This is a genomic window from Chthoniobacter flavus Ellin428, assembly GCF_000173075.1.
GTDB lineage: Bacteria > Verrucomicrobiota > Verrucomicrobiia > Chthoniobacterales > Chthoniobacteraceae > Chthoniobacter > Chthoniobacter flavus.
Map to the genome: position 1 here is coordinate 159,578 of NZ_ABVL01000010.1, position 20,011 is coordinate 179,588.

Below are 20,011 nucleotides of genomic sequence, written 5' to 3' on the forward strand. Positions count from 1 at the left end.
GTTCCGGATGCGAACGCCCTCTGAAAACCGCCCCTACCGCTTGGAGCTGCCCTCGTCGTCGCAGCTTCCGCTGCCCAGCTTTCGGAATCCGGGGTGCACGCCGGGCGTAATTTGCTGCTGCGTCACGATGCGCGTCAGCAGTTCGGCCAAGGTTGCGCGTTCCTTTGCGCTTAACGATGCACAAATATCCTCCTCCATCTGCCCGGCCTGTTTGCCGATTTTGACCCACATCTCGGTGCCGGCCTTGGTGAGATGCAGGGCGTAGGTGCGCCGGTCCGCGGGCGTCGCACGGCGCTCGATAAGCTTTAGCTTGGCCAGATCATCGAGCAGGGCCACCAGCCGGCTGGGAAAGATGCCCAGCAAATCCGCCAGGCTCTGCTGGGTGAGCCCCGGTTTGTTGGCAAGGACGCTGAGAATGCCCGCGTGGTACGGTTTCAGGCCGAGGGGGGCGACGCATTCGTTGAAACGGGCGGCCACATGGGCGCCAACTTGCGAAAGAAGAAACGCTGCGCCCCCGGGCAGCGTTTGGGGGGATGTCTGAAGAGAGGAACCGGGCATGGTTAAATCAATTAATCGTTATTGACATGAATGATTTAGGTAATTAAATACGCCGAACAGTCAAACTGCCAAACTAGAAAGGAAATCTTTTCCCATGAATGCAGAACCTCGCCCTCAAGAATCGCTCTCTGGCAAGGAAATTTCCCCGACCGATCCGGCCCGCTTTCCGCGGCTCGGATTCCTGCTCGGTCTCGTCGTTGTCTATTGGGCGCTCTACTTCGTCGTCGGCGCCATCGATAAACCCTATTTCTACGGCTTCATCTACGGACTCGCGTCGGCACTGCTCTTCGCGATTTGTTTCTTCACCTGGTGGTGGGGCAATCGCGCCATCCGGCGTTCGGAAAAAATCCTCGGATTCGTGCTTATCGTAGGCGTGGGCGTCCTGGTGGGGAAATTCTCGGATCGGACCGTCAACTTCTTCCCCTTGTGCACCCTCGGCCTACCGCTGGTGGCGACCTTGGTGCTCGGGTGGCTGGCTCTCGTGAAGCGCTCACTCATCTCTTCGCACTGGCTCGGTTTCGCCGCGGCGGTGGCGCTCGGTTTCGGAGTCTTCGATCTCATTCGCATGGATGGCTTCGACTCCAGTTTGAAGACGCATCTCTCGTGGCGCTGGACGCCCACCGCCGAGCAGCGCTTCCTCGCGGAGAATGCGGCCAGTGCGGCCGCGGTCAAGCCGAGTGTCGCCAAGACAGTCCCGCTGCATGCTGACGCTTCGACCTGGACGGCTTTCCGCGGGCCAAATCGCGATGGCGTGGCGCACGGTACGAACGTGCCCACCGATTGGAATTCCAACCCGCCGCAACAACTCTGGAAGCGCGCAGTGGGTCCGGCGTGGTCTTCGGTGATCGTGATCGGGGATCGGGTCTACACCCAAGAACAGCGTGGTCCGGTGGAATCCGTGGTGTGCTATGACGCGGCGACGGGTCAGCAAGTCTGGGCGCACGACGACGAGACGCGTTTCGATGAAGCGGTCTCCGGTGCCGGCCCGCGCGCGACACCGACCTTTGCCGAGGGGCGCATCTACGCCTTCGGTGGCACGGGCATCCTGAATTGTCTCGATGCCGAGACGGGCAAGGTCGTGTGGTCGCGCGACACGAAGAACGATTCGCAGGGCAAGCCGCCGATGTGGGGACTGGCGAGTTCGCCGCTCGTCACGGACAAGAACGTGATCGTGTATGGCGGCGGCGAGGCGAACAAGAGCCTGCTCGCGTATCATCAGGACACCGGCAATCTCGCCTGGACGGCGCCCGCGGGGCAGCAGAGCTACAGCTCGCCGGAGATCGTGACCATCGCCGGGGTGCGCCAGTGCCTCATGTTTCATGACTTCGGCCTGACGTCCGTCGACCCGGCGACAGGCAGGAAACTGTGGGAAAGCGGCGCGGTGATGAAAGGCGCGCCGCGGACCGGCCAACCGCATCTCGTGGATGGCAACAAGCTCGCTGTGGCCGTGCTCGATGGCCCGGGTGTATCGCTCGTCAGTGTCACCAAGGAAGGCGATCAGTGGAAAGTCGCGCCGGTTTGGGCGTCGAAGGATCTCAAGCCGGAGTTTCCCGATTTCGTCGTGCATGACGGAAGCGCCTACGGCTTCGACTCCAGCATCTTCTGCTGCCTGAACCTCGCCACCGGCAAACGTTCGTGGAAGGACGGGCGCTTCGGGCGTGGGCAGGTCATCCTGCTCGCCGACCAGGGCCTGCTGCTTGTGGTCTCCGAAAGCGGCGAAGCGATCCTGCAAGCCGCCGATGCCCAGGCGCGCAAGGAACTCGGCCGCTTCCAGGCGCTGAATGGCAAGACGTGGAACAGCCCGGTCGTCGCCAATGGCCGGCTCTATCTCCGCAATGCCGAGGAGATGGCCTGCTACGATCTCACGCCGCGGCGGCAGGCTTCGATTCGGTAGGTGGAAAATTTACCTCTCCGCTGAGCTTGGCAATGCGCGGCAAGTGTGGCCGATATAGAGGGCGTTTTTCGCCCTCGGCACATGAATTTCTTTCAACGTCTCTTCGGTCGCCGCCCCGCAACTCCGCCGCAGAAAACATCGACGCCTGCTCCGGCCGCAACCTCGCCCGTTACCCTGGCGGCGATGCCGCAGTTTCCCTATCCCTTGTACGCCGCGCGGGGCGCAGAGGCGGTGCGTCAGTGGCGGACCTTGCAAGCGGAATGGCGGAAGGAGGGATGCTCCGCCCTGCTGCTTGGAAACGAAAAGGAAGTCCGGCGTGTTACCGAGAGTTTCGAATGCAACGAGACGCCGGTCGAAAGAGTGATCGAGAATGCAAGGTCGCAGAAGCCCTTTCGCTTTTTCCGGCAGCAGCTTGCGGGGATTCGGGAGTATCTCGATCCGGAGGATGAATACGATCCATGGCAGGCCGGCGAATGGCCGCGGCAGCCGGTGGAACCACAGGAGCTCGGTGCGCATCGGGATGTGCTGACGCGCAAGCCGAAGGAGACCGTGTATTTCGCCAAAATCCCGACAGTGCATGCATTCGAGATTCCGGCGTATCTTCAGTTCGGAGGTTGGAATGCCTGTCCCTGGCCGCAGGAGCATGTCGCGATCCTGCGCCGGTGGTCCGAGCGCTATGGGTTGGAGATGTATGCTTATACCGGGGACGTGATCGAATGCGAGATCGCGCGCCCGCCAGCCGGCCGCAAAGAGGCTCTCAAACTGGCTCGTGAACAATACCTCTACTGTAGCGACATCGTCGACCAAGGCGTGGGCAGCATCGCCAGTCTGGCGGCGATTCTCGAAGTTTCAACGCACTGGTATTTTTGGTGGGACTGAGCTGCTTCCATGAACCGCACCGATCGTCTTGTCGCTCTCGTGATGCTGCTGCAGTCGCGGCGGGTGACGACGGCAGCGCAGATGGGGGAACATTTCGAGGTGACGGAGCGGACGATTTATCGCGACCTCGCGGCGCTGGGGGAGGCCGGGGTGCCGATTCTCGGCGAGGCCGGCGTGGGTTACAGCCTCATGCGCGGATATCATCTGCCGCCGGTGATGTTTTCGCCCGACGAAGCGATGGCGCTGGTGACCGGTTCGCTGCTCACCGAACGCATGACCGATGACACCACGCGCGCGGCGATTCGCTCGGCGCTGGACAAGGTGAGCGTGGTGTTGCCCGCGGATCTGCAGCGGCGCGTGCATCGGTTGCGGGAGTCGATGCAGATCAGCGGGCGCAAGCCCGGGGTGGGGCCGGTGGCGTTGAGCAGTCTGCAAATGGCGCTGGCCGATGCGCGGGTCCTGCGGATGCGCTACCATGGTCTGAGACGCGATGAAACGACCACGCGTGAAGTGGAACCGCTCGGCCTTGTATTCTATCTCGACCACTGGCATCTCATCGCCTGGTGCCGGCTGCGCGAGGATGTGCGCGACTTTCGCGTGGATCGCATTCACGCGATGGAAGTGTGCGCGGAACCGGTGACGCCGCGTCCGGATTTCGACCTCGCGGCTTTTGTCTCGAAAAGCTGGATGCCCGACCCGCGCGAAACGGCGGAGATTGAAGTGCATGCACTGCTGGCGGAGACGGTGCGGCGTTATTGGGGGCCGTCGATTTTGGAAGAGAATCCGTCCACGCGCGGGGTGCGATTTGCGTTCACCCACGCGCCGCAGGAGTTGGGACATGTGGCGCGCTGGCTGCTCGGCTTCGGCACGCATGCGTGGGTGCTGGGCCCGGCGAAATTGCAGAAGGAAATCGTCGCCCAGGCGAAGGCGGCGCTGGCGCATCACGGCGACGGAGGCGAGAACATTTCTCGGAAGTAATTTCCGTTTTGAATCGATGAGCCAAGTATCATCGCCGGCAGATAAGAAAGAAGCATCCTTCTCGCTAGAAAAATTGCCCTCTAGCGAGAAGGATACTGAAATATACGATCTTTCGTCAAACTGATTCGCTGTTCCGACACGCCCTGTAGAAACCTTCATGCGGGGTTAAAAAACACTCCTGACATAGGGTTGTCAGTGGCCGGGACGAGGATGCGGATGTTGTTCATTCAATCCATTGCACCACACCATGACCTTCTCAGAAGTCGCCGTCACCAACTACCCCGCCACCGATCTCGCCGCCTCGCGCGCCTTTTACGAAAAGGTACTCGGACTCAAACCCTCGCGTGTCATCGCGATGGATGCCGAGCATGGCTGGATCGAATACGAGGTCGGCCAGCACACCTTCGGCGTCGGCAAGATGCCCGGCTGGATCTCGAGCCCGAATTGCGCGCTGGAGACTGATGATCTCAACGCCGCCGTGGCCGCGCTGAAGAAAGCGGGCACGCCTTTTCACAAGGAACCGTTTGAAACGCCGGTCTGTCGCATGGCGATGGTCATGGATCCTGGCGGCACGGTGCTCACGATTCACCAGCGCAAGCCACGCGCTTCGGTGCAAACGCTCCTGACATAACGCTGTCAGCACGCCGCGCGAAACTCTCTTCACACCCAAACAAAACCTAAACCACGAAACAAATCCTATGACCTTCACTGAAGTTTCTTTTACCAGCTATCCCGCCACCGACCTCGCCGCTTCGCGCGCCTTTTACGAAAACGTTCTCGGCCTCAAGCCCGGAATGGTGATCCCGATGGAGAACGGCGCTGGCTGGGTCGAATACGAACTCGGCTCGCACACCTTCGGCATCGGCAAGTCCGATAGCTGGGATCACGGCGTCTGCTGTGCGCTGGAGACCGATGACTTCGACGCCGCCGTCGCCGCGCTGAAAAAGGCAGGGACCCAATTTGTCATGGAGCCCTTCGATTGCCCCGGCTGTCGTATGGCGCTGGTCCTCGATCCCGCGGGCAACAAGCTGATGATCCACCACCGCAAAACGCAGCAATGATCCGGGCTGATGAAGCAGATCGGAGCGCGTAGGCAGCCGCAAGGTCGCAAGCTGAGATGTGAGAATGCACTTGCATACATAGAGGAGCAATGCATTGTTGATCTATGATTCGCAAGGAGCTCGTCGCCGCGTCTGCTGAACCGCTGATCCTGTCTTTGCTCGCCAGGGGAGAGAGCTACGGCTACGCGATCATCCAGGAGATCAAGACACGCTCGGGTAACCGGATGGGATGGACGGATGGAATGCTTTACCCGGTGCTGCACCGGCTCGAACGCAAGGGGCAGATCAAGTCGCGCTGGGCTGAGGCTGAGAACGGCCGGAAACGGAAATACTACTTCCTCAAAAAGGACGGTAAAAAGGCGCTGGAAGAGCACGATGAGCATTGGGCCATGGTGCACGCCGCGCTCTCCGGTCTCCGAAAGGAGCGATATGTTTGACCTCGAACGCGCGATTGCCGAATGGCGGGAGCAGATGCGGACCGGTGGGCTGGGAAAAACCACGGTACTGGACGAACTGGAGGCTCATTTGCGCGACGACGTCGGTGCTCAGAACGAAGCTGGCGTCGCCGTGGAAGAAGCATTTGCCGCGAGCGTGGCCCGTCTCGGACAAGTGGATGCGCTCAGGAGCGAATACGCCAAATGCGAACTGCGCGGTCGCGAGCGCCTTTGGGAAGCTTTTCTTCTCCTCGTTGGAATTCCCACCCATCAACCCGCCATGAACATGAATCCTGCCCACTCAAATCTGAACATCGAACCTCGCTGGACCACTTACACCAAGGCCGCCGTTTTCCTCGCCCCGGCCGCGGTCTTTTGGACGTTCGCCGTGCTGTTCCTTTATCCCAAGCTCAACGTGATCTGCCAAAGCACCGGCCTCGCCATGCCCGGGGCCTACGGCATGGTGTCCTTTCTGGCGGATCACTCGCTGGTCTTCTGTGGCTTGGGCATCGCGCTGCTCGCCTTGTTGGAATGGCGCTGGAACGGATGGGAGAAATACCGCCGTGTTTCGCTGAAGAGCACTGTCTTCGTGCTCAACACGGCGGTTTTCGCGGTCTTTGCGCTGATGCTGATCCTGGCCCTCGTGGCAGCGCCGATGATGTCGCACGCAACGCGGTGATGGCCGAAAACGCGAAGGCGTTTCGGCGCACACGCGCCGCTACTTCTTCGCGGGTTTCGGATCGAGGTTCGCGTTCAGGTCGTCCTGAGTGATGTGCGACTCGATGCCGTTCGGTGGCACCTCGCCTTTCGCCACCCACACGAGGGCGTTGAGCACGATCTTGCGGAAGTCATCGTTGGCCCAGTTGTCGTGGTAATGCGCGCCGGTGAAGCCGAAGCCGCGCCCACCATCGGGACGCTCCACGGCCCACATCATCGCTTCCGCACGGCCGCTCGCGGCCTGGATGTGCGCATATGGGCCTTTCGGTGCGACATACGGACCGTTGCGCACGGCGTCGCTCGGCTTGGCGACGAGGATCGGGACGAATTTCGTGCCATTGTTTTCGGCCGGACCATCGGCGGTGAAGCCATCGGTAAAGCGCATGTTCATGTACCACTCGTCCTTGATCTGGAAGGGCTTCACGCCGCGGGTGATGGGATGCACGGGGAAGCTGGTGAAGTTCGGTTCCCACATGGGATTGCACGAATACATGTTTTCGTAATAGCCGCCGATCCAGCGCTTGAACTGCGCGCCGGCCTGGTCGGCCACGACTTCCACGCCGTAGTGCATGCAGCCGATGCCCACGCCCTTCTTCACCCATTCGTCGACCTTGGCGATGCGCTTGCCGCCGTCCTGCACGACTTCGTGTTTTGCGCCGCCATCCATGTAGAAGACCACGGCGTCCGCGCCGTCGAAGACGCTTTCATCCTGTGGCCAGCCGTTGAGGACGTATTCGACCTTCAAGTCCGGTGCGCCCTGCGCGAGGCACTTGGTGAGGAGCTGCACGCCGGCGTTGAACTCGTGCATGCGCGGCGGGTGCGAAGGCTTGCCGGCGACGAGGACGAGCTTTTGTTTGCCGTCGGGCGTCTTGGCGGAACTGGAAAGTGGAGCGAGCCCGATCGCGAGAGCGAGGAGCGGAAGGAGGGGATATTTCATGTGCGGAAGGAATAGAACATCCAATATCCAACGTTCAACGTTCAACATCCAACACCGAACATCCAATGCCGCAAGCGCGGTTGAGCGGCCGGTGCTTAGAGTTCGCGGAGAGCCTTGGCGACGGCGCGGCCGAGCGTGGCGTGGCTGGCGGCGTCGAGATGCAGCGCGTCGAGGGAACTCGGGGTGGTGTGTTGTTGGGAGTCGAGAAAGGCCGCGCCGAGTTGCGTGGCCATGGTGCGGTAGAGCGCAGGCAAGCGCCGTGCTTTGGCTTCGGCGCCGGCGAATTTTTCCGAGAGATCGGGCAGATGCCCGAGCGGCGCCACGGCCGGTGGGGCAACGACAAGCAGCTTGGGCGGGACATTGCCCGGACCGGCGGTGCTTTGCAGGATCCAGCGGGCGAGCACTCCGGCGCCGGTGGCGATTTCGCCGGCGGGCGCGTTGTGCATGGCTTTCAGGTCATTCGTGCCGAGCATGAGCACCACGACGTCGAGCGGTTGATGGCTCTCGAGACAGGCGGGCAGATAGTCGAGACCGTTGCGCGCCACGTTGAATGGATCGTCGTGCACCGTGGTGCGTCCGCATTGTCCTTCTTCGATGACCTGCCAGTCCGCGCCAAGCTCCGCGGCGAGCACGCCGGTCCAGCGGACTTCGCGTGAATGCCGGCGTGGGAAGGGCGCGCCGAAAGAGGCGTCGGGATCGTAACCCCAGGTATTCGAGTCACCAAAGCAAAGGACGGTTTTCATCGTGAGGCGCGAGCATTTCCCAATGCACGGCGCGGGTGCAAGCGCGGCGAACCCCGAACGACAGTCGGCTGCAGGAAGATGAATGCGTTTTCCTATTCGTGTTTATTGGCGTCCATTCGCGGTTTTTTGCCTCCCAGCCCGTCAGCACTTCTTGTCTGCGTTTCAGCGGCCTCTGCGTTAAAAATTCTGTGATTGCGGCTCCGCCGCGCCGGTGGTCCGATGCTTCCGTTTCCGTGTCTTGCTGACCGGCTTCGCGGTAGTTTCCTGTGCTTCGGTGGTCGCCGTGGGATGGGCGGTTTGGCTCTGCAAGGCGGCGAGTTGCTTCGCGCGAATGTCGGCGGAGGCGTGTGGGGAGTAGTGGTACTTGGCGGGCCAGTGACGGTTCAGTTGCACCGCGGCGAAATCGGCCATGTCGGTCATCTTCACGCGGTTGAACCGCGCATCGCTCAGCGCGGTATCGTCTTGCAATTCGGCCACGAGGAATTCCTCGAGCGCCTGCAGCGTGGAGGCGCTGGCGGGCTGGTTTTTGTAACTGGCCAGGTTGCTCAAGCGCAGGCCGCATTCGTTGAGGATCATGAAACGGGTCTGCACTTCGCAGCGGGGGAGCAACTCCTGTAGCGTGTGGATGGCGTTGGGCGCATCCGAGAAGAGCAGGAACATGAGCAGTTGCGCGGTGGAGTCGGGGTTCTCCGAAATCCGGAACATGTCGGGACTTGGTGCGGCTTTCGTGAGAGGGAGCGGCTCGAACTGCAGCGCGTCCGGGAGCTTCGCGCATTCGTCGACCATCGCCGCCGCGCCTTCGGTGCGATGGCGCTGATTCAGCAAGTAGGCCGCAGCCACGCGATTGCCTAGCGTCGGCCCATTGATCACTTCGCCGAGCAGAAACTCGTTCACCTCATTGGTGTCGGTGTCGCGCAAGCGCATGAGCATTTCGCCACGAGCGCGCGAGTCTGCAGTCTTGGGAATGGCGAGCAGGGTCAGTTTCGCGGCGTCCTCGGGGAATTGTTTGGTAAGTGCGTCAAGACAGGTCGCCGCGCCGGTGCCGCCGGCCTTGACCTCGGCGCAGAGCCACGCTTCCCCGCCTTTTTCTTGCGAGATCTGCCACCAATCTGTGGCCACCGCGATCAGCGCCTTCCAACTCTCCGTCTCGGTCATCGTGGCGGAATTGGGAACGAGCTCCCACAGGCGCACGCCGACGATTTTGTCGAGCGCGTCGGCGGCGAGTTCGCGAATGCTGCGGGAGCGGGCGGCCATGCCGCGCAGCACGTCGCGCGAGGGGCGGTCATCCTGCAACGCCTCCAGGAGCGCGGGCACCGCGGCCCGGCCCAGCGCGGAGAGTTTGTCCACGGCGCCATTGCCTCGCGGCGGATCGGATGGCCACGGCCGCGTCCACGGGTCGAACTCGACGGTATAGTCATCGCGCAACCGGAAAATGAGTTCGCGCGCCTGCTCCTCGGGAGACAAATGCGCGAAGTCACCCGGGTCGACTTTCGCATGCGTGTCGTCTTCCTTGGCCATCTTCCGGAGCGCCTCGGCCCGAGAAGCATCCTCTTCGGGGAAGTAAGCCTTGGGGCAGTGGTCGGCGATGTTTTGAAACAGCGCGGCGAGCACGTGCCGGTTGGTTTGGCGATCGGCCATCGCGAGCGTCGCCCGCCAGTCGAGCGCGCGGCCGACTTGGCGTTGGATCGCTTCGTCCATGGTGAGGTGCTGTTGCTGCCAGATCGGCTCAATCGTGCGGAGGAGGCGCCCGGCAAGATCTTCACGGCCGTGGGAGGCGCAGAAGCGCGCGAGCACGAAAGCCTGCGCCGGGAGATCGAGGCGATCCATGTAGACTTGATGCAGGTCTTCGTATTCGGAATCGCGCGTCTTCTTGGCCAGTGTCGCGAGGAGCGCGTTCACTTCCGTATCGGGCGAAACGATGCGCCAGTCGGCAGCATTGATTTTCGGCGCGTGCTTGCCTTTGCGTTCTACGCTCACGAGGGTGAGATCGTTCAATAGGACGCGGCATTTCTGGCTGCGCTGCCAGAGCAGGAAGCCGCGCGGTTCGTCGGGTTCGTATTTGTTGCCGCCGGTGGTTTCGAGGAAGCGGACACGGACCAATTGCGCGTGGCTGAAATCCTCGAGGCCGAGTTGGTCGAACCACGCGAAGAGCTGCCGATCCTCGTCGGAAAGAACCGTGTGGGAAGCGGGGGTGGACGCCTTGCCGTGCCGATGCGTGGAGCCGAAGGCGGTGGCGCAGAGCAGTACGGGGAGGAGCCAAAGAGCGACCCAGAATCGGATCGGACCCGTAGAAAGAAAGACGATCCGCCGCCAGAAGGCGTGCTGGGAAGCAGCGCCCTGAAAGCCGTAGCGGGAATGGAAGTGGGTGGGGATCATGGGATCGGGGAAAACCCCGATGGCGAAAGCCACATAAAGCAAACGCCGGGCCGCGCTTTCAGGTTGCTGATATTCTTGGAGGCAAATGAGGGGCTTCTGTCGGAGAGCGTCGACAAGAAGCTCCTCGGCAAAAACCAGTTGAGGACGCGGCCGCGAGCTTCTTAATCCTTAATCGTAATCATAATCTTACTCTCTCCGCCGCCCGGAACCGGAGGGATTAAGAGTAAGATTATGAGTAAGAATTGAATGTGGGGCTGCCTTCGAGATGACCCGCTTGCCAGCGGCGGGCGTGGCATGGTGCTATAAGGGCGAAATGCCTGATTCCTCTTCCGATTTTTCCCACCTTGATGCCGCCGGCGGGGCGCGCATGGTCAATGTAGGGCACAAGCCCGAGCAACAGCGTACCGCGAAGGCCGAGGGATGGTTGCGTTGTCGACCGGAAACGATATCTGCTTTGCGGGCGCGGGCGTTGCCGAAGGGCGATGTGCTCACGGTGGCGCAGATCGCGGCCATCCAGGCGGCGAAGCGCACCGATGAATTGATCCCGCTTTGCCATTCGCTGCCGCTGAATGTGGTCGAGGTGGAATTTGACATCGAGGACACGGCGATTCACATCCGCTCGAGCGTGTCGATGACCGGGAAGACCGGCGTGGAGATGGAGGCCCTCACCGCGGTGAGCGTAGCGGCGCTCACGCTCTACGACATGTGCAAGGCGGTGGATAAGACGATGCAGATCGATGGCATTCGCGTAACGGAGAAGATCAAGCAATGAAGGTCGCGCGCATCACTTTGAGTGACCGGGCGAGCGCCGGAGTTTACGAGGACCGCAGCGGGCCGGAGATCGAACGCATCCTCAACGAGAGTTTTGGCTCGGGTATCGAATGGCAGCGAGTGGTGATCCCTGATGAGCGCGTGCAGATCGAGGAAGCGCTGCGCCGGATGTGCGACGTGGAGCACTGCGATCTGGTGGTGACGACCGGTGGCACGGGCCCCGCACCGCGGGATGTCACGCCGGAGGCCACGCGGGCGGTGCTGGAGCGGGAGATGCCGGGCTTCGGCGAAGTGATGCGCATGCAGTCGTTTGCCAGGGTGCCGACGGCGATTCTCTCGCGCTCCACTGCGGGGACGCGCGGGCAGACGTTGATCATCAATCTTCCGGGGAACCCGAAGGCGATCGGGGAATGTCTGCCGATGCTGATTCCCGCAATTCGGGAGTGCATTCGGCATTTGCACGGGGAGTAGGCTGGGGTTCTCCTATAACTCCTATTCTTCCTATCTCTCCTATTGGCTCCTATAGGACGAATAGGAGAGATAGGAAGAATAGGAATTATAGGAGGAGACTTAAACGTCCCCGCTCAGAGCAGCGACTCGATCTTGCCCAGCGAGCGCAGGTAGATTTCGCTCGTATTTGCGCGACCCATTTCTTCGTCGAGCAGGCTGAGGATGTTATCCTCCGAGCACGCGGGATAAATCGCGTGGTAGTTGTGACCGCCGGGAAGGTTGAGTGTCGCTTGGTAGAAGGACGACTTCGGCTCGTGGCGCAGGGCGAAGGTGGCTTCGTCGCTGGCCAGGGTGATGCGGCTCAAGCCGGGGCTGTTGCTGGGCTGGAGCTCGATGACGACGTCTCCGCCGTCCTCGTCGGTGAAAACGATCGGCGATTCGCTCTTCAGCTTCCACTTCATCTGGCCGGCGAGCCAGCCGATGAAGAGCAGCGCGGTGGAGCGATTCTGCGGGGCGTGCATCATGGAGACGCGGCGCAGGCGCAGGAGGTGCGGCTGGTTTTCGGGGTGATCGAAAATCTGCGAGATCGCCTGACGGAGAGCCAGCGAACGCGTCCAGTTGAGATCGCGCAGGGCGAGTTGCGACTTGGCCTCGGCCAGCGAAGCACGCAGGCGGGCAAATTGCGCTTTCGGATCGCGCCAGGCGATGCTGTCCACGAGCAGTCGGTCGATCCACGCCCAGAGGTGCGGATTGAGATTCTCGGAGATATCGCCCTGCCACCAGAAATAGAGCGGCAGATCGGAGTCGAGGTTGGCGAAGACAATGTTGGTGAAGCGCCCCTTAATCTCGCCCTCGAGCAGGAAGCTGATCTGCTCACAGCAGACGTGCTTGCTGCCGCCGGAGAGATGGCAGTGGGCATTGATCCAGGCGGAGGCATTCGGCTTCGGTGCGTTGCGCACCACGCAGATGACCAGCGCGCGGCAGGCGTGCGTGCGGGTGAACTCCGAGATGAGCTCGGTGTTTTCGAGCAACGCCTCGGTGCTGCGGCAGTAGACGGCGAGATTGATGAGCGACGCCCGGGTGAGCGTCCCTTCGCCGGTGTCCCAAATCTTCTTCAGCTCGCGATTGATCTGCCCGATGGCAACGGGCTCGCCGAGACTGGTGGAATCGAAGTTGGCGGGCATTTGAAAATGACGAATGTCGAATGACTACAGTCGGCGCCAGGTGCGGCCGTCGCGGGCGAGGAGGTCGTCGGCTTCCTTTGGGCCCCAGGAACCGCTGGGATAGAAGGCGAGCGGCGGCGGGTTGTCGTGCTGGTGCCAGGCGTGTTCGATGTGGTCGACGAAGGCCCAGGCGCCTTCCACTTCGTCGCGACGGGCGAAGAGCGTGGCGTCGCCGGCCATGGCGTCGAGGAGCAGTCGCTCGTAGGCCTCGGGAGAGGCTTTGCCGAAGCTCGTGCCGTAGTGGAAGTCCATCTTCACCGGTTCGATGCGCACAGCGGTGCCGGGCATCTTGCACTGCATGCGCAGGGAAATGCCTTCGTCAGGCTGGATGCGGATGACGAGCACGTTCGGGCCTTGCGGCTCGGTGGGCTTGTTGAAGAGCACGCTCGGCGCGCTCTTGAATTGCACGGCGATTTCGGTGCCGCCTTTCGGCAGGCGCTTGCCCATCCGGACGTAGAAGGGCACGCCTTCCCAGCGCCAGTTGTCGATGCTGACTTTGATCGCGACGTAGGTCTCGGTCATCGACTGCGGGTTCACGCGGTCTTCCTGACGGTAAGCCTTCACTTCCTGGCCGCCGATCGCGCCTTCGATATATTGGCCGCGGACCACGTCCCTGACGACGTCCTCGGGAGACATCGGGCGCAGGCAGCGAATGACCTTCACCTTTTCATCGCGCACGCTATCCGCGCTGAGGTCGGTGGGCGGCTCCATGGCAGTGAGGCTGAGGAGTTGGAGCAGGTGATTCTGCACCATGTCGCGCATCGCGCCGGAGCTTTCGTAGTATGGTCCGCGCGCTTCCACCCCGAGCGGCTCGGAGGCGGTGATCTGCACGTGGTCGATGTAACGATGGTTCCAGAGCGGCTCGAAGATGGCGTTGGCAAAGCGCAGCACCATGATGTTCTGCGCGGTCTCTTTGCCGAGGTAGTGGTCGATGCGGTAGGTGTGTTTTTCCTCGAAGACGTTGTTGACCACCGTGTTCAGCTCTTCCGCGGAAGGCAGGTCGGTGCCGAAGGGCTTTTCCACGATCACGCGGGCCCAACTGCCCTCCTTCGCCTTGTTCAGGCCGGCGGCGGCGAGTTGCTTGAGGATGCCTTCGAATTCGCTCGGCGCGACCGAGAGATAGAAGATGCGATTGCCGCGGGTGCCACGCTCTTCGTCGAGTTTGTCGAGGCGCTGGGCGAGCGTCTTGTAACCTTCGGCATCGCCGAATTCGCTGCGATGGTAAAACAGCCGCTGCGAGAAGCTTTTCCAGACTTCGTCGTTCAAGCCGGAGCGCGAGAATTTCTTGGCGGCATCCTGCAGTTCCTGGCGGAACGATTCGTCCGTCTTTTCGCGGCGGGCGAAGCCGACGACAGTAAGCGCCGCGGGCAGATCGCCATCGGCGGCGAGATTATAAAGAGCGGGAATGAGCTTTCGGTAAGTGAGGTCGCCCGATGCGCCGAAAATCACGACGCTGCACGGCTGCGGGAGGGGCCGGCTGGAAAGTCCCTCCCGGAGAGGGTTGGCGGTAGAAGTGGTGGTGGCGTTCAAAACAGGAAAGTTCTATCCATCCACCGCGAAGAGGCGAAGTGAAATGTTTTCATCGAGATGATGAATGAACCGAGCGGCGTTGGGGTTTTTTAAACGCTGTCCCTAAACCGACCAAAGATGTGGGTAATGCTTAGAATGGGATAGCGCACTGCGAAGATCGTCTCATTGTCTTCTTCCGCCCTCTGCGTCTCCGCGTCTCTGCGTTTTAAAATCCCCACACGCGTGGCGTGGCCGCTCGTTAGCTCGTGGCGGCTCGCTGGTCGGGGAGTTCCACCGGCAGGCGGACGTGGGCAAGTTTGTGGACGACGACCTCGACGAGCATCCAAAGCGAGAGGCCTTGGGTGAAGAGGGTAGTGACGAGTTGCACGTGCGAATAGCGGCCCACGCCGAGTGTGTGGAAGAGCGCGATGGCGACGTTGTTGCCGAGATTGTAGGCGTAGCCGACGGCAACGACGACCGCGAACAGGCCGCAGGTGGCGCGCAGTTCGGCATCGGCGAGGATCCAGCCGATGGTCAGCAGCGCGAGCAGCATTCCCGGGAGATAGCTGCTCGCGAGGAATGGCATCACCACCTTGTTCAGGAACTTGTGGCGGTGGGTGTCCGATTTGGCCCCGTCGAATGCGTGGAGGGTGGCGACATATTGCGCGGCCGCCGGCACTCGAGCGACGAGCGGGAATCGATTGGGCTCGGAAAGGAACTCCGCGGTTTCGGCATAGGTGCGGGCCATCGTTCCGGAACCGTGTTCGTAGACGGGACAATTGAGGTTGTAGAAGAGCGCGAGCTGCGCACCTACTTTGTGCAACATGGCGCCCGGTTGCTGGCGCCACGTGCGACGGAAATAGAAGTGATAGAAGGCGGCGCGCTCGGGCCGCGTGTGCAGGATGTCCGCGAGTTTGCGACAGAAGGAATCCTCGTAGAGCAGGTAGTCCGGATTGAACCCGAGCGGCGCGAAGCCGTGGCGGACGGTGGGCCGGCTGAGTTCGATCTCGTGGTCGAGCAGGGTCAGGATCGATTGCAGTTGCTCGTGCGAATAGGGGACCGCGGGATCGTTGGCCGCCAGGTCATTGGCGAGTTGCGTGCGAATCTGCGGTGCGTGGATGGTGAAGAGCGACGCAGGAAGAAAAGTCAGGCGACGCGCATCGTTTTCGGCGTAGCGCTCGTTGGGCATCCACAGGAGCAACCAGGCGGCGCACATGGGGATGACCGCCATGGCGAAACGACGAAGAAATTTTTCGCGACGGTCGAAGAGATGCCACCACACGGGCAGTGTCGTGAGGATCGCGGTGAGCGAGTAGCTCGGCTTGAGCAGCGGAATGAAGAACGCCACCGCGATGCTCGCGCCGCCATACCAGAGCGCACGGGTCGGCTGGGCGTCGACGTACTTGGCGAGCAGAAAACGGATGATGAAGCCAAAGCCGAGGATGGCGAAAAACGGCGCGATACCTTCGGGGCGAAGATGATGCTCGGAAAAGGTCGATTGCCCGCAGAGAAGGAAGATCGCGAGTAGGACGAGGCCGAAGAGGTCGTGGGCGAAGGCGGGGATGGGGGAGCACGGAAAGAGCCGCCGTGCCGTCCGCCAATTCGCCAGGAAAAGCAATCCGGTGCCGAGCCCGAGGATATGCTGGGCAACAGTGACTGCATTGAGGCTATGGAACGCCCGGAGCAGGAGGTAAAGGAACCCGGGATAAACGAACGCGCGTCCTTCCGATTGCGTGAAGGGATCGCCGACCAACTTGGCCAGCGCGGGGCTTAAGTAACCCCAGATATCGCGGTCGGCGAGGGGTGGGGCGGGGAGCGAAAAACGCCGCCAGGCCGCGAAACCGAGGATAACAATCCACGAAACATGGAATAAAAACGTGTAAACACGTAAATACGAAGGCTTGGCCTCCTGATCCAGTTGTTGCGGGGCTCCCATGATCGAAGGCTACGTATTTGATGTAGAAAGCGCCACCTGTCAACGCCGCTCGCGCGCAGAATTGTGCACGAAAAAGCACGTAATTTCACCGAAGGGGGTCCTTGTGCGAAGGAGGGATAACGGGTTACGCGGATTTCACGGATTTAGGAAACGGAAACACGGCAAAATCCATGTAATCCGTGGCCAAAATTCCGCCCGCTCGGCTTCGGTACCTCCTAAAGGTCAACATAGGACCTCCAGAAAGAACAGGATGGGTAGCAAGTAGCGGAGAACCGCCTATCCCGGAAGGGGATAACGCGCGGTCAGGGCGCGTACTTCGGCACGGACCTTGGTGATCTCGTCGGCGTTGTCCTTGTTCGACAGCGCGCGGTGGATGAGGTCGGCGATCTCGAGCATCTGCTCTTCCTTCATGCCGCGGGTCGTGACCGCCGGCGTGCCGACGCGGATGCCGCCGCCGAGGGTGATCTTCTCGGTATCGAACGGGATGCCGTTCTTGTTCACCGTAATGCCCGCGTGGTCGAGCGTCTCGCTGGCGATCTTGCCGTTGAGGCCGTTCGGGCGCAGGTCGACGAGCATGAGGTGATTGTCCGTGCCGCCGCTGGTCAGCCGATAGCCATTCTTGATCAGCCCGGCGGCGAGCGCCTTGGCGTTGCTCACGATCTGCTGTGCATAACCCTTGAACGACGGTTGCAGCGCTTCGTGGAAGCACACCGCCTTGGCGGCGATGACGTGCTCCAGCGGGCCGCCCTGAATGCCGGGGAAGACCTGCGAGTCGATGCCCTTGGCAAGCGCTTCCTTGCAAATGATGATGCCGCCGCGCGGGCCGCGCAGGCTCTTGTGCGTGGTCGTCGTCACGAAATCGGCGACCGGCACGGGGTTCGGGTGCATGCCACCGGCCACAAGGCCGGCAATGTGCGCCATGTCGACGAAGAGATAAGCACCCACGCTGTCGGCGATCTGCCGCATGCGATCGAAGTCGATGATCCGCGGATAAGCGCTGGCGCCGGCGGTGATCATCTTCGGCTTCGAGTCGAGCGCGAGCTGGGCGAGGGCATCGTAATCGATGCGTTCATCCTTCTCGCTCACGCCGTAATGTACGACGTCGTAAAAGCGGCCGCTGAAGTTCGCCTTGTGGCCGTGGGTGAGGTGACCGCCGTGAGCGAGATTCATGGTCAGAATCTTGTCGCCCGGCTGGAGCACCGAGAAATAAACGGCGGTATTGGCCTGCGAGCCGGAATGCGGCTGGACGTTCACGTGATCGCCGCCAAAGAGCTGCTTCACGCGATCGATGGCGAGTTGCTCGACGACATCGACGTGCTCGCAGCCCCCGTACCAACGACGGCCCGGATAACCCTCGGCGTACTTGTTGGTCAGGCAGGAGCCCTGCGCTTCCATCACCGCCCGCGAGGTGAAGTTTTCGCTGGCGATGAGCTCGATGTTTTCAAACTGACGCTTCTTCTCCGCCTCGATGGCCTTGAAGATCTCGGGATCCACTTCTTCGAGCGAAGGATGCGAGGCATTCGAGGTGCCGAGATGTTCGAGCTTCTCCACCCGGCGCTCATGGCGGCCGCCTTCGAATTGCCCATTCAGGAAGGCGTCGATGATCTTCGGCGCGTTGCCGGCGTCCACGTGATTGGCGGCGAGGCAGAGGACGTTGGAGTTGTTGTGCTGACGGGGTCACCGTGGCGTCCGTGGCGTTATCGATCAGCGCGGCGCGGATGTGCGGGAAACGATTCGCCGCGATGCTCATGCCGATGCCGCTCTTGCAAGCGAGCACGCCAAAATCGCTTTCCCCGGCGAGCACGTGCCTGGCCACGCCTTCCCGCGTAGTCGGGATAATCCGCGGACTCCGCCGAGTTCACGCCGAAATCCGTAACGATGTAGCCCTTCTTCGTGAGATGCGCGTGGATCGCTTTCTTCAGCTCGAAGCCGCCGTGATCGGCGCCGAGGGCGATGCGCAGGGTGCGGGCGGAAGTGGAAGCGGGCGTGGAGGTTGAGGGCTGTGGTTGGGACATGGACTTGGATTGATCGAGAAAACGAATGATGCCGGGGATACCGCGTTTGAGAGTGTCACGGCACTCGAGATAGGCATGAAGGCCGAGGCCGATGGGGTCGGGAACGTCGAGATTGTTGCTGCGGACGGAGTCGTCGAACTGCCGGAAGAGGTAAATCTTCTCCGAGGCCTCGGGAAAATACATCTCGATGGCCTCCTTGTGCCCGCGAGTCATGACGAAAATGTGCGTGGCGTCCTCCACCAGATCGTCGGTGAGCGGCTGGCTGCGCAGCCCTCCGATGTCCACGCCCCAGGAACGCAGCACTTCCACGGCGTGCGCGCTGGGCGGCTGGCCGTAGCCGGTGGCGACGCCGGCGGAGCTCACTTCGATGTCCGGTTTGTCCTTCACCGCGGCACGGAAAAGCCCCTCCGCCATGGGGCTTCGGCAGATGTTTCCGGTGCAGACAAAGAGGATATGTTTCACAAGAGGAGGGGCAAAATAGGGACACCTGCCGGTCAAGTCAACGCGCGGCGGTGTCCAGCCGTGTTCTAAATCGGAAATCCGGGTATCTTCCGGGTCAAACTGCTTGCGGAATCGGCTTTGCATGCCAGTATGCGCATGTTCACTCTAAAAGTGTCATGGTGCAGAAAGTAATTTCCAGTGGTCAGGCGGGTGTCGCGCAGGCGGCGCTGCGGGCCGCCTCGTGCAGCGGAGTGGCCGTGGGGGGATGGTGCCCGCCGGATTTGCAAATCGAGGAAAGCCTGCGCGCGGAATATGGTTTGATGGAGCCGCTCAGCGACCAAATAACCGGGGTCGCAGAATTGGCCGATGGCGTGGCCACAGATTGGAACGTCAAGGACGCGGATGTGACGTTGGTTTTCCGTCCCGGCAACCCGGCGATTGCGGACCCGATGATCGACGGGACCTTCGCCGCCGCGCATCGCCACGGCAAGGCAGTCCTCGTCTGTGACCCAGCCGATGCGCAGGTTTCGGTGAAGGTTTTCCAATGGCTGCAGAAGACCGATGCCTGGATCGTGAACGTCGCCGGCCCGAGTGAAGCGGCGGCGCCGGGGATTGCCGACCAGGTGCAGGCGGTGTTGCTTCAGGTTTTTGCCAATGAGAAGGCCGCCGTCGAGCAGGCGGAGGCCATCTTGGGCCGCAAGGAAGAACCGGAGGTGCGGCGCGCACGGATGCAGAACGACGCCGCCTGGAAAATCCGCCGGTTGCGCGCGCTATCGGGGCTGAATCAGTTGGATCTCGCGAGAATGATGGGGACTTCGCGCTCGGCGATTTACCGTCTTGAGGATCCCCGCTACTGGGGGCACTCGTTGCCGGTGCTGCGCCGCCTGGCCGCCGCGGTGGGAACGCGGGTGGAGATTCGTTTTGTGCCGAATGGTGAACCGCACGGCGGTCCACCGCCAGAGGAGGTGTAGAGCCAGCAGTGTCGGCGGAAGCGTGCATTTCGCACTATCCAAAAATCAGGCCCAAAGTATTCGCGGGAAACACATCCCACTCCGCCCGGGAATGCGAAATTACGGATGATCGCGCCAA

The 20,011-nt window shown here is 61.7% G+C and carries 20 protein-coding genes; 10 read left to right on the plus strand and 10 right to left on the minus strand.

Annotated features, from left to right (window positions below):
- Positions 1–33: 33 nt before the first annotated feature.
- A complete protein-coding gene (locus CFE428DRAFT_RS17345) occupies positions 34–558 on the minus strand; it encodes a MarR family winged helix-turn-helix transcriptional regulator (protein ID WP_006980916.1) in 525 nt (174 codons plus the stop codon).
- 94 nt (positions 559–652) lie between these two features.
- Between CFE428DRAFT_RS17345 and CFE428DRAFT_RS17350 the strand changes: the two genes are divergently transcribed.
- From CFE428DRAFT_RS17350 to CFE428DRAFT_RS17380, 7 genes are all read left to right on the plus strand, one after another.
- The gene (locus tag CFE428DRAFT_RS17350; protein WP_006980917.1) at positions 653–2,452 is read left to right on the plus strand and encodes a PQQ-like beta-propeller repeat protein; all 1,800 of its coding nucleotides are present in this window, start codon (positions 653–655) and stop codon (positions 2,450–2,452) included.
- Between the two features lie 81 nt (positions 2,453–2,533).
- The gene (locus CFE428DRAFT_RS17355; RefSeq protein WP_042725208.1) at positions 2,534–3,331 is read left to right on the plus strand and encodes a DUF4253 domain-containing protein; all 798 of its coding nucleotides are present in this window, start codon (positions 2,534–2,536) and stop codon (positions 3,329–3,331) included.
- 9 nt (positions 3,332–3,340) lie between these two features.
- Positions 3,341–4,309, plus strand: a complete 969-nt coding sequence (locus CFE428DRAFT_RS17360) for a helix-turn-helix transcriptional regulator (protein WP_006980919.1) — start codon at positions 3,341–3,343, stop codon at positions 4,307–4,309.
- Positions 4,310–4,556: 247 nt separating this feature from the next.
- A complete protein-coding gene (locus tag CFE428DRAFT_RS17365) occupies positions 4,557–4,940 on the plus strand; it encodes a VOC family protein (RefSeq protein WP_006980920.1) in 384 nt (127 codons plus the stop codon).
- A gap of 67 nt (positions 4,941–5,007) precedes the next feature.
- The gene (locus CFE428DRAFT_RS17370; protein ID WP_006980921.1) at positions 5,008–5,370 is read left to right on the plus strand and encodes a VOC family protein; all 363 of its coding nucleotides are present in this window, start codon (positions 5,008–5,010) and stop codon (positions 5,368–5,370) included.
- Positions 5,371–5,474: 104 nt separating this feature from the next.
- Positions 5,475–5,807 (plus strand): PadR family transcriptional regulator, encoded by a 333-nt coding sequence (locus CFE428DRAFT_RS17375; protein ID WP_006980922.1) that lies wholly within the window; start codon positions 5,475–5,477, stop codon positions 5,805–5,807.
- A complete protein-coding gene (locus CFE428DRAFT_RS17380) occupies positions 5,800–6,483 on the plus strand; it encodes a hypothetical protein (RefSeq protein WP_006980923.1) in 684 nt (227 codons plus the stop codon). The genes CFE428DRAFT_RS17375 and CFE428DRAFT_RS17380 overlap by 8 nt, the downstream gene beginning before the upstream one ends.
- Before the next feature lie 39 nt (positions 6,484–6,522).
- Here CFE428DRAFT_RS17380 and CFE428DRAFT_RS17385 read toward each other — a convergent pair whose 3' ends face one another.
- The 3 genes from CFE428DRAFT_RS17385 to CFE428DRAFT_RS17395 form a co-directional block, all read right to left on the minus strand.
- A complete protein-coding gene (locus CFE428DRAFT_RS17385) occupies positions 6,523–7,458 on the minus strand; it encodes a ThuA domain-containing protein (RefSeq protein ID WP_006980924.1) in 936 nt (311 codons plus the stop codon).
- A 95-nt stretch (positions 7,459–7,553) separates the two neighbouring features.
- Positions 7,554–8,201 carry an SGNH/GDSL hydrolase family protein gene (locus CFE428DRAFT_RS17390; RefSeq protein ID WP_006980925.1) on the minus strand — a complete coding sequence of 216 codons (648 nt, stop codon included), beginning with the start codon at positions 8,199–8,201 and terminating at the stop codon, positions 7,554–7,556.
- A 177-nt stretch (positions 8,202–8,378) separates the two neighbouring features.
- Positions 8,379–10,577 (minus strand): hypothetical protein, encoded by a 2,199-nt coding sequence (locus tag CFE428DRAFT_RS17395; RefSeq protein WP_006980926.1) that lies wholly within the window; start codon positions 10,575–10,577, stop codon positions 8,379–8,381.
- Positions 10,578–10,890: 313 nt separating this feature from the next.
- On the opposite strand from CFE428DRAFT_RS17395, the gene moaC reads away from it, so the two are divergent.
- Positions 10,891–11,349: a cyclic pyranopterin monophosphate synthase MoaC gene (moaC, locus tag CFE428DRAFT_RS17400; RefSeq protein ID WP_042725246.1), complete on the plus strand. Its 459-nt coding sequence runs from the start codon at positions 10,891–10,893 to the stop codon at positions 11,347–11,349.
- The gene (gene mog, locus CFE428DRAFT_RS17405) at positions 11,346–11,819 is read left to right on the plus strand and encodes a molybdopterin adenylyltransferase (RefSeq protein WP_006980928.1); all 474 of its coding nucleotides are present in this window, start codon (positions 11,346–11,348) and stop codon (positions 11,817–11,819) included. The genes moaC and mog overlap by 4 nt, the downstream gene beginning before the upstream one ends.
- 113 nt (positions 11,820–11,932) lie before the next feature.
- Here the strand turns inward: mog and CFE428DRAFT_RS17410 are convergent, their stop codons facing one another.
- From CFE428DRAFT_RS17410 to CFE428DRAFT_RS39890, 6 genes are all read right to left on the minus strand, one after another.
- Entirely contained in the window at positions 11,933–12,982 is a 1,050-nt protein-coding gene (locus CFE428DRAFT_RS17410) for a glucose-6-phosphate dehydrogenase assembly protein OpcA (protein ID WP_006980929.1), read from the minus strand.
- A 24-nt stretch (positions 12,983–13,006) separates the two neighbouring features.
- A complete protein-coding gene (zwf, locus tag CFE428DRAFT_RS17415; RefSeq protein ID WP_006980930.1) occupies positions 13,007–14,551 on the minus strand; it encodes a glucose-6-phosphate dehydrogenase in 1,545 nt (514 codons plus the stop codon).
- Between the two features lie 238 nt (positions 14,552–14,789).
- Entirely contained in the window at positions 14,790–16,466 is a 1,677-nt protein-coding gene (locus CFE428DRAFT_RS17420; RefSeq protein ID WP_006980931.1) for a hypothetical protein, read from the minus strand.
- 276 nt (positions 16,467–16,742) lie between these two features.
- Positions 16,743–18,095, minus strand: a complete 1,353-nt coding sequence (locus CFE428DRAFT_RS37475; protein ID WP_006980932.1) for a serine hydroxymethyltransferase — start codon at positions 18,093–18,095, stop codon at positions 16,743–16,745.
- Positions 18,025–18,216: a hypothetical protein gene (locus CFE428DRAFT_RS41175; RefSeq protein ID WP_420196888.1), complete on the minus strand. Its 192-nt coding sequence runs from the start codon at positions 18,214–18,216 to the stop codon at positions 18,025–18,027. The genes CFE428DRAFT_RS37475 and CFE428DRAFT_RS41175 overlap by 71 nt, the downstream gene beginning before the upstream one ends.
- Positions 18,164–18,943: an arsenate reductase/protein-tyrosine-phosphatase family protein gene (locus CFE428DRAFT_RS39890; protein ID WP_162145277.1), complete on the minus strand. Its 780-nt coding sequence runs from the start codon at positions 18,941–18,943 to the stop codon at positions 18,164–18,166. The genes CFE428DRAFT_RS41175 and CFE428DRAFT_RS39890 overlap by 53 nt, the downstream gene beginning before the upstream one ends.
- A gap of 155 nt (positions 18,944–19,098) precedes the next feature.
- Here CFE428DRAFT_RS39890 and CFE428DRAFT_RS17430 point away from each other — a divergent pair, with 155 nt between their 5' ends.
- The gene (locus CFE428DRAFT_RS17430; RefSeq protein WP_006980934.1) at positions 19,099–19,893 is read left to right on the plus strand and encodes a YpsA SLOG family protein; all 795 of its coding nucleotides are present in this window, start codon (positions 19,099–19,101) and stop codon (positions 19,891–19,893) included.
- Positions 19,894–20,011 lie beyond the last annotated feature (118 nt).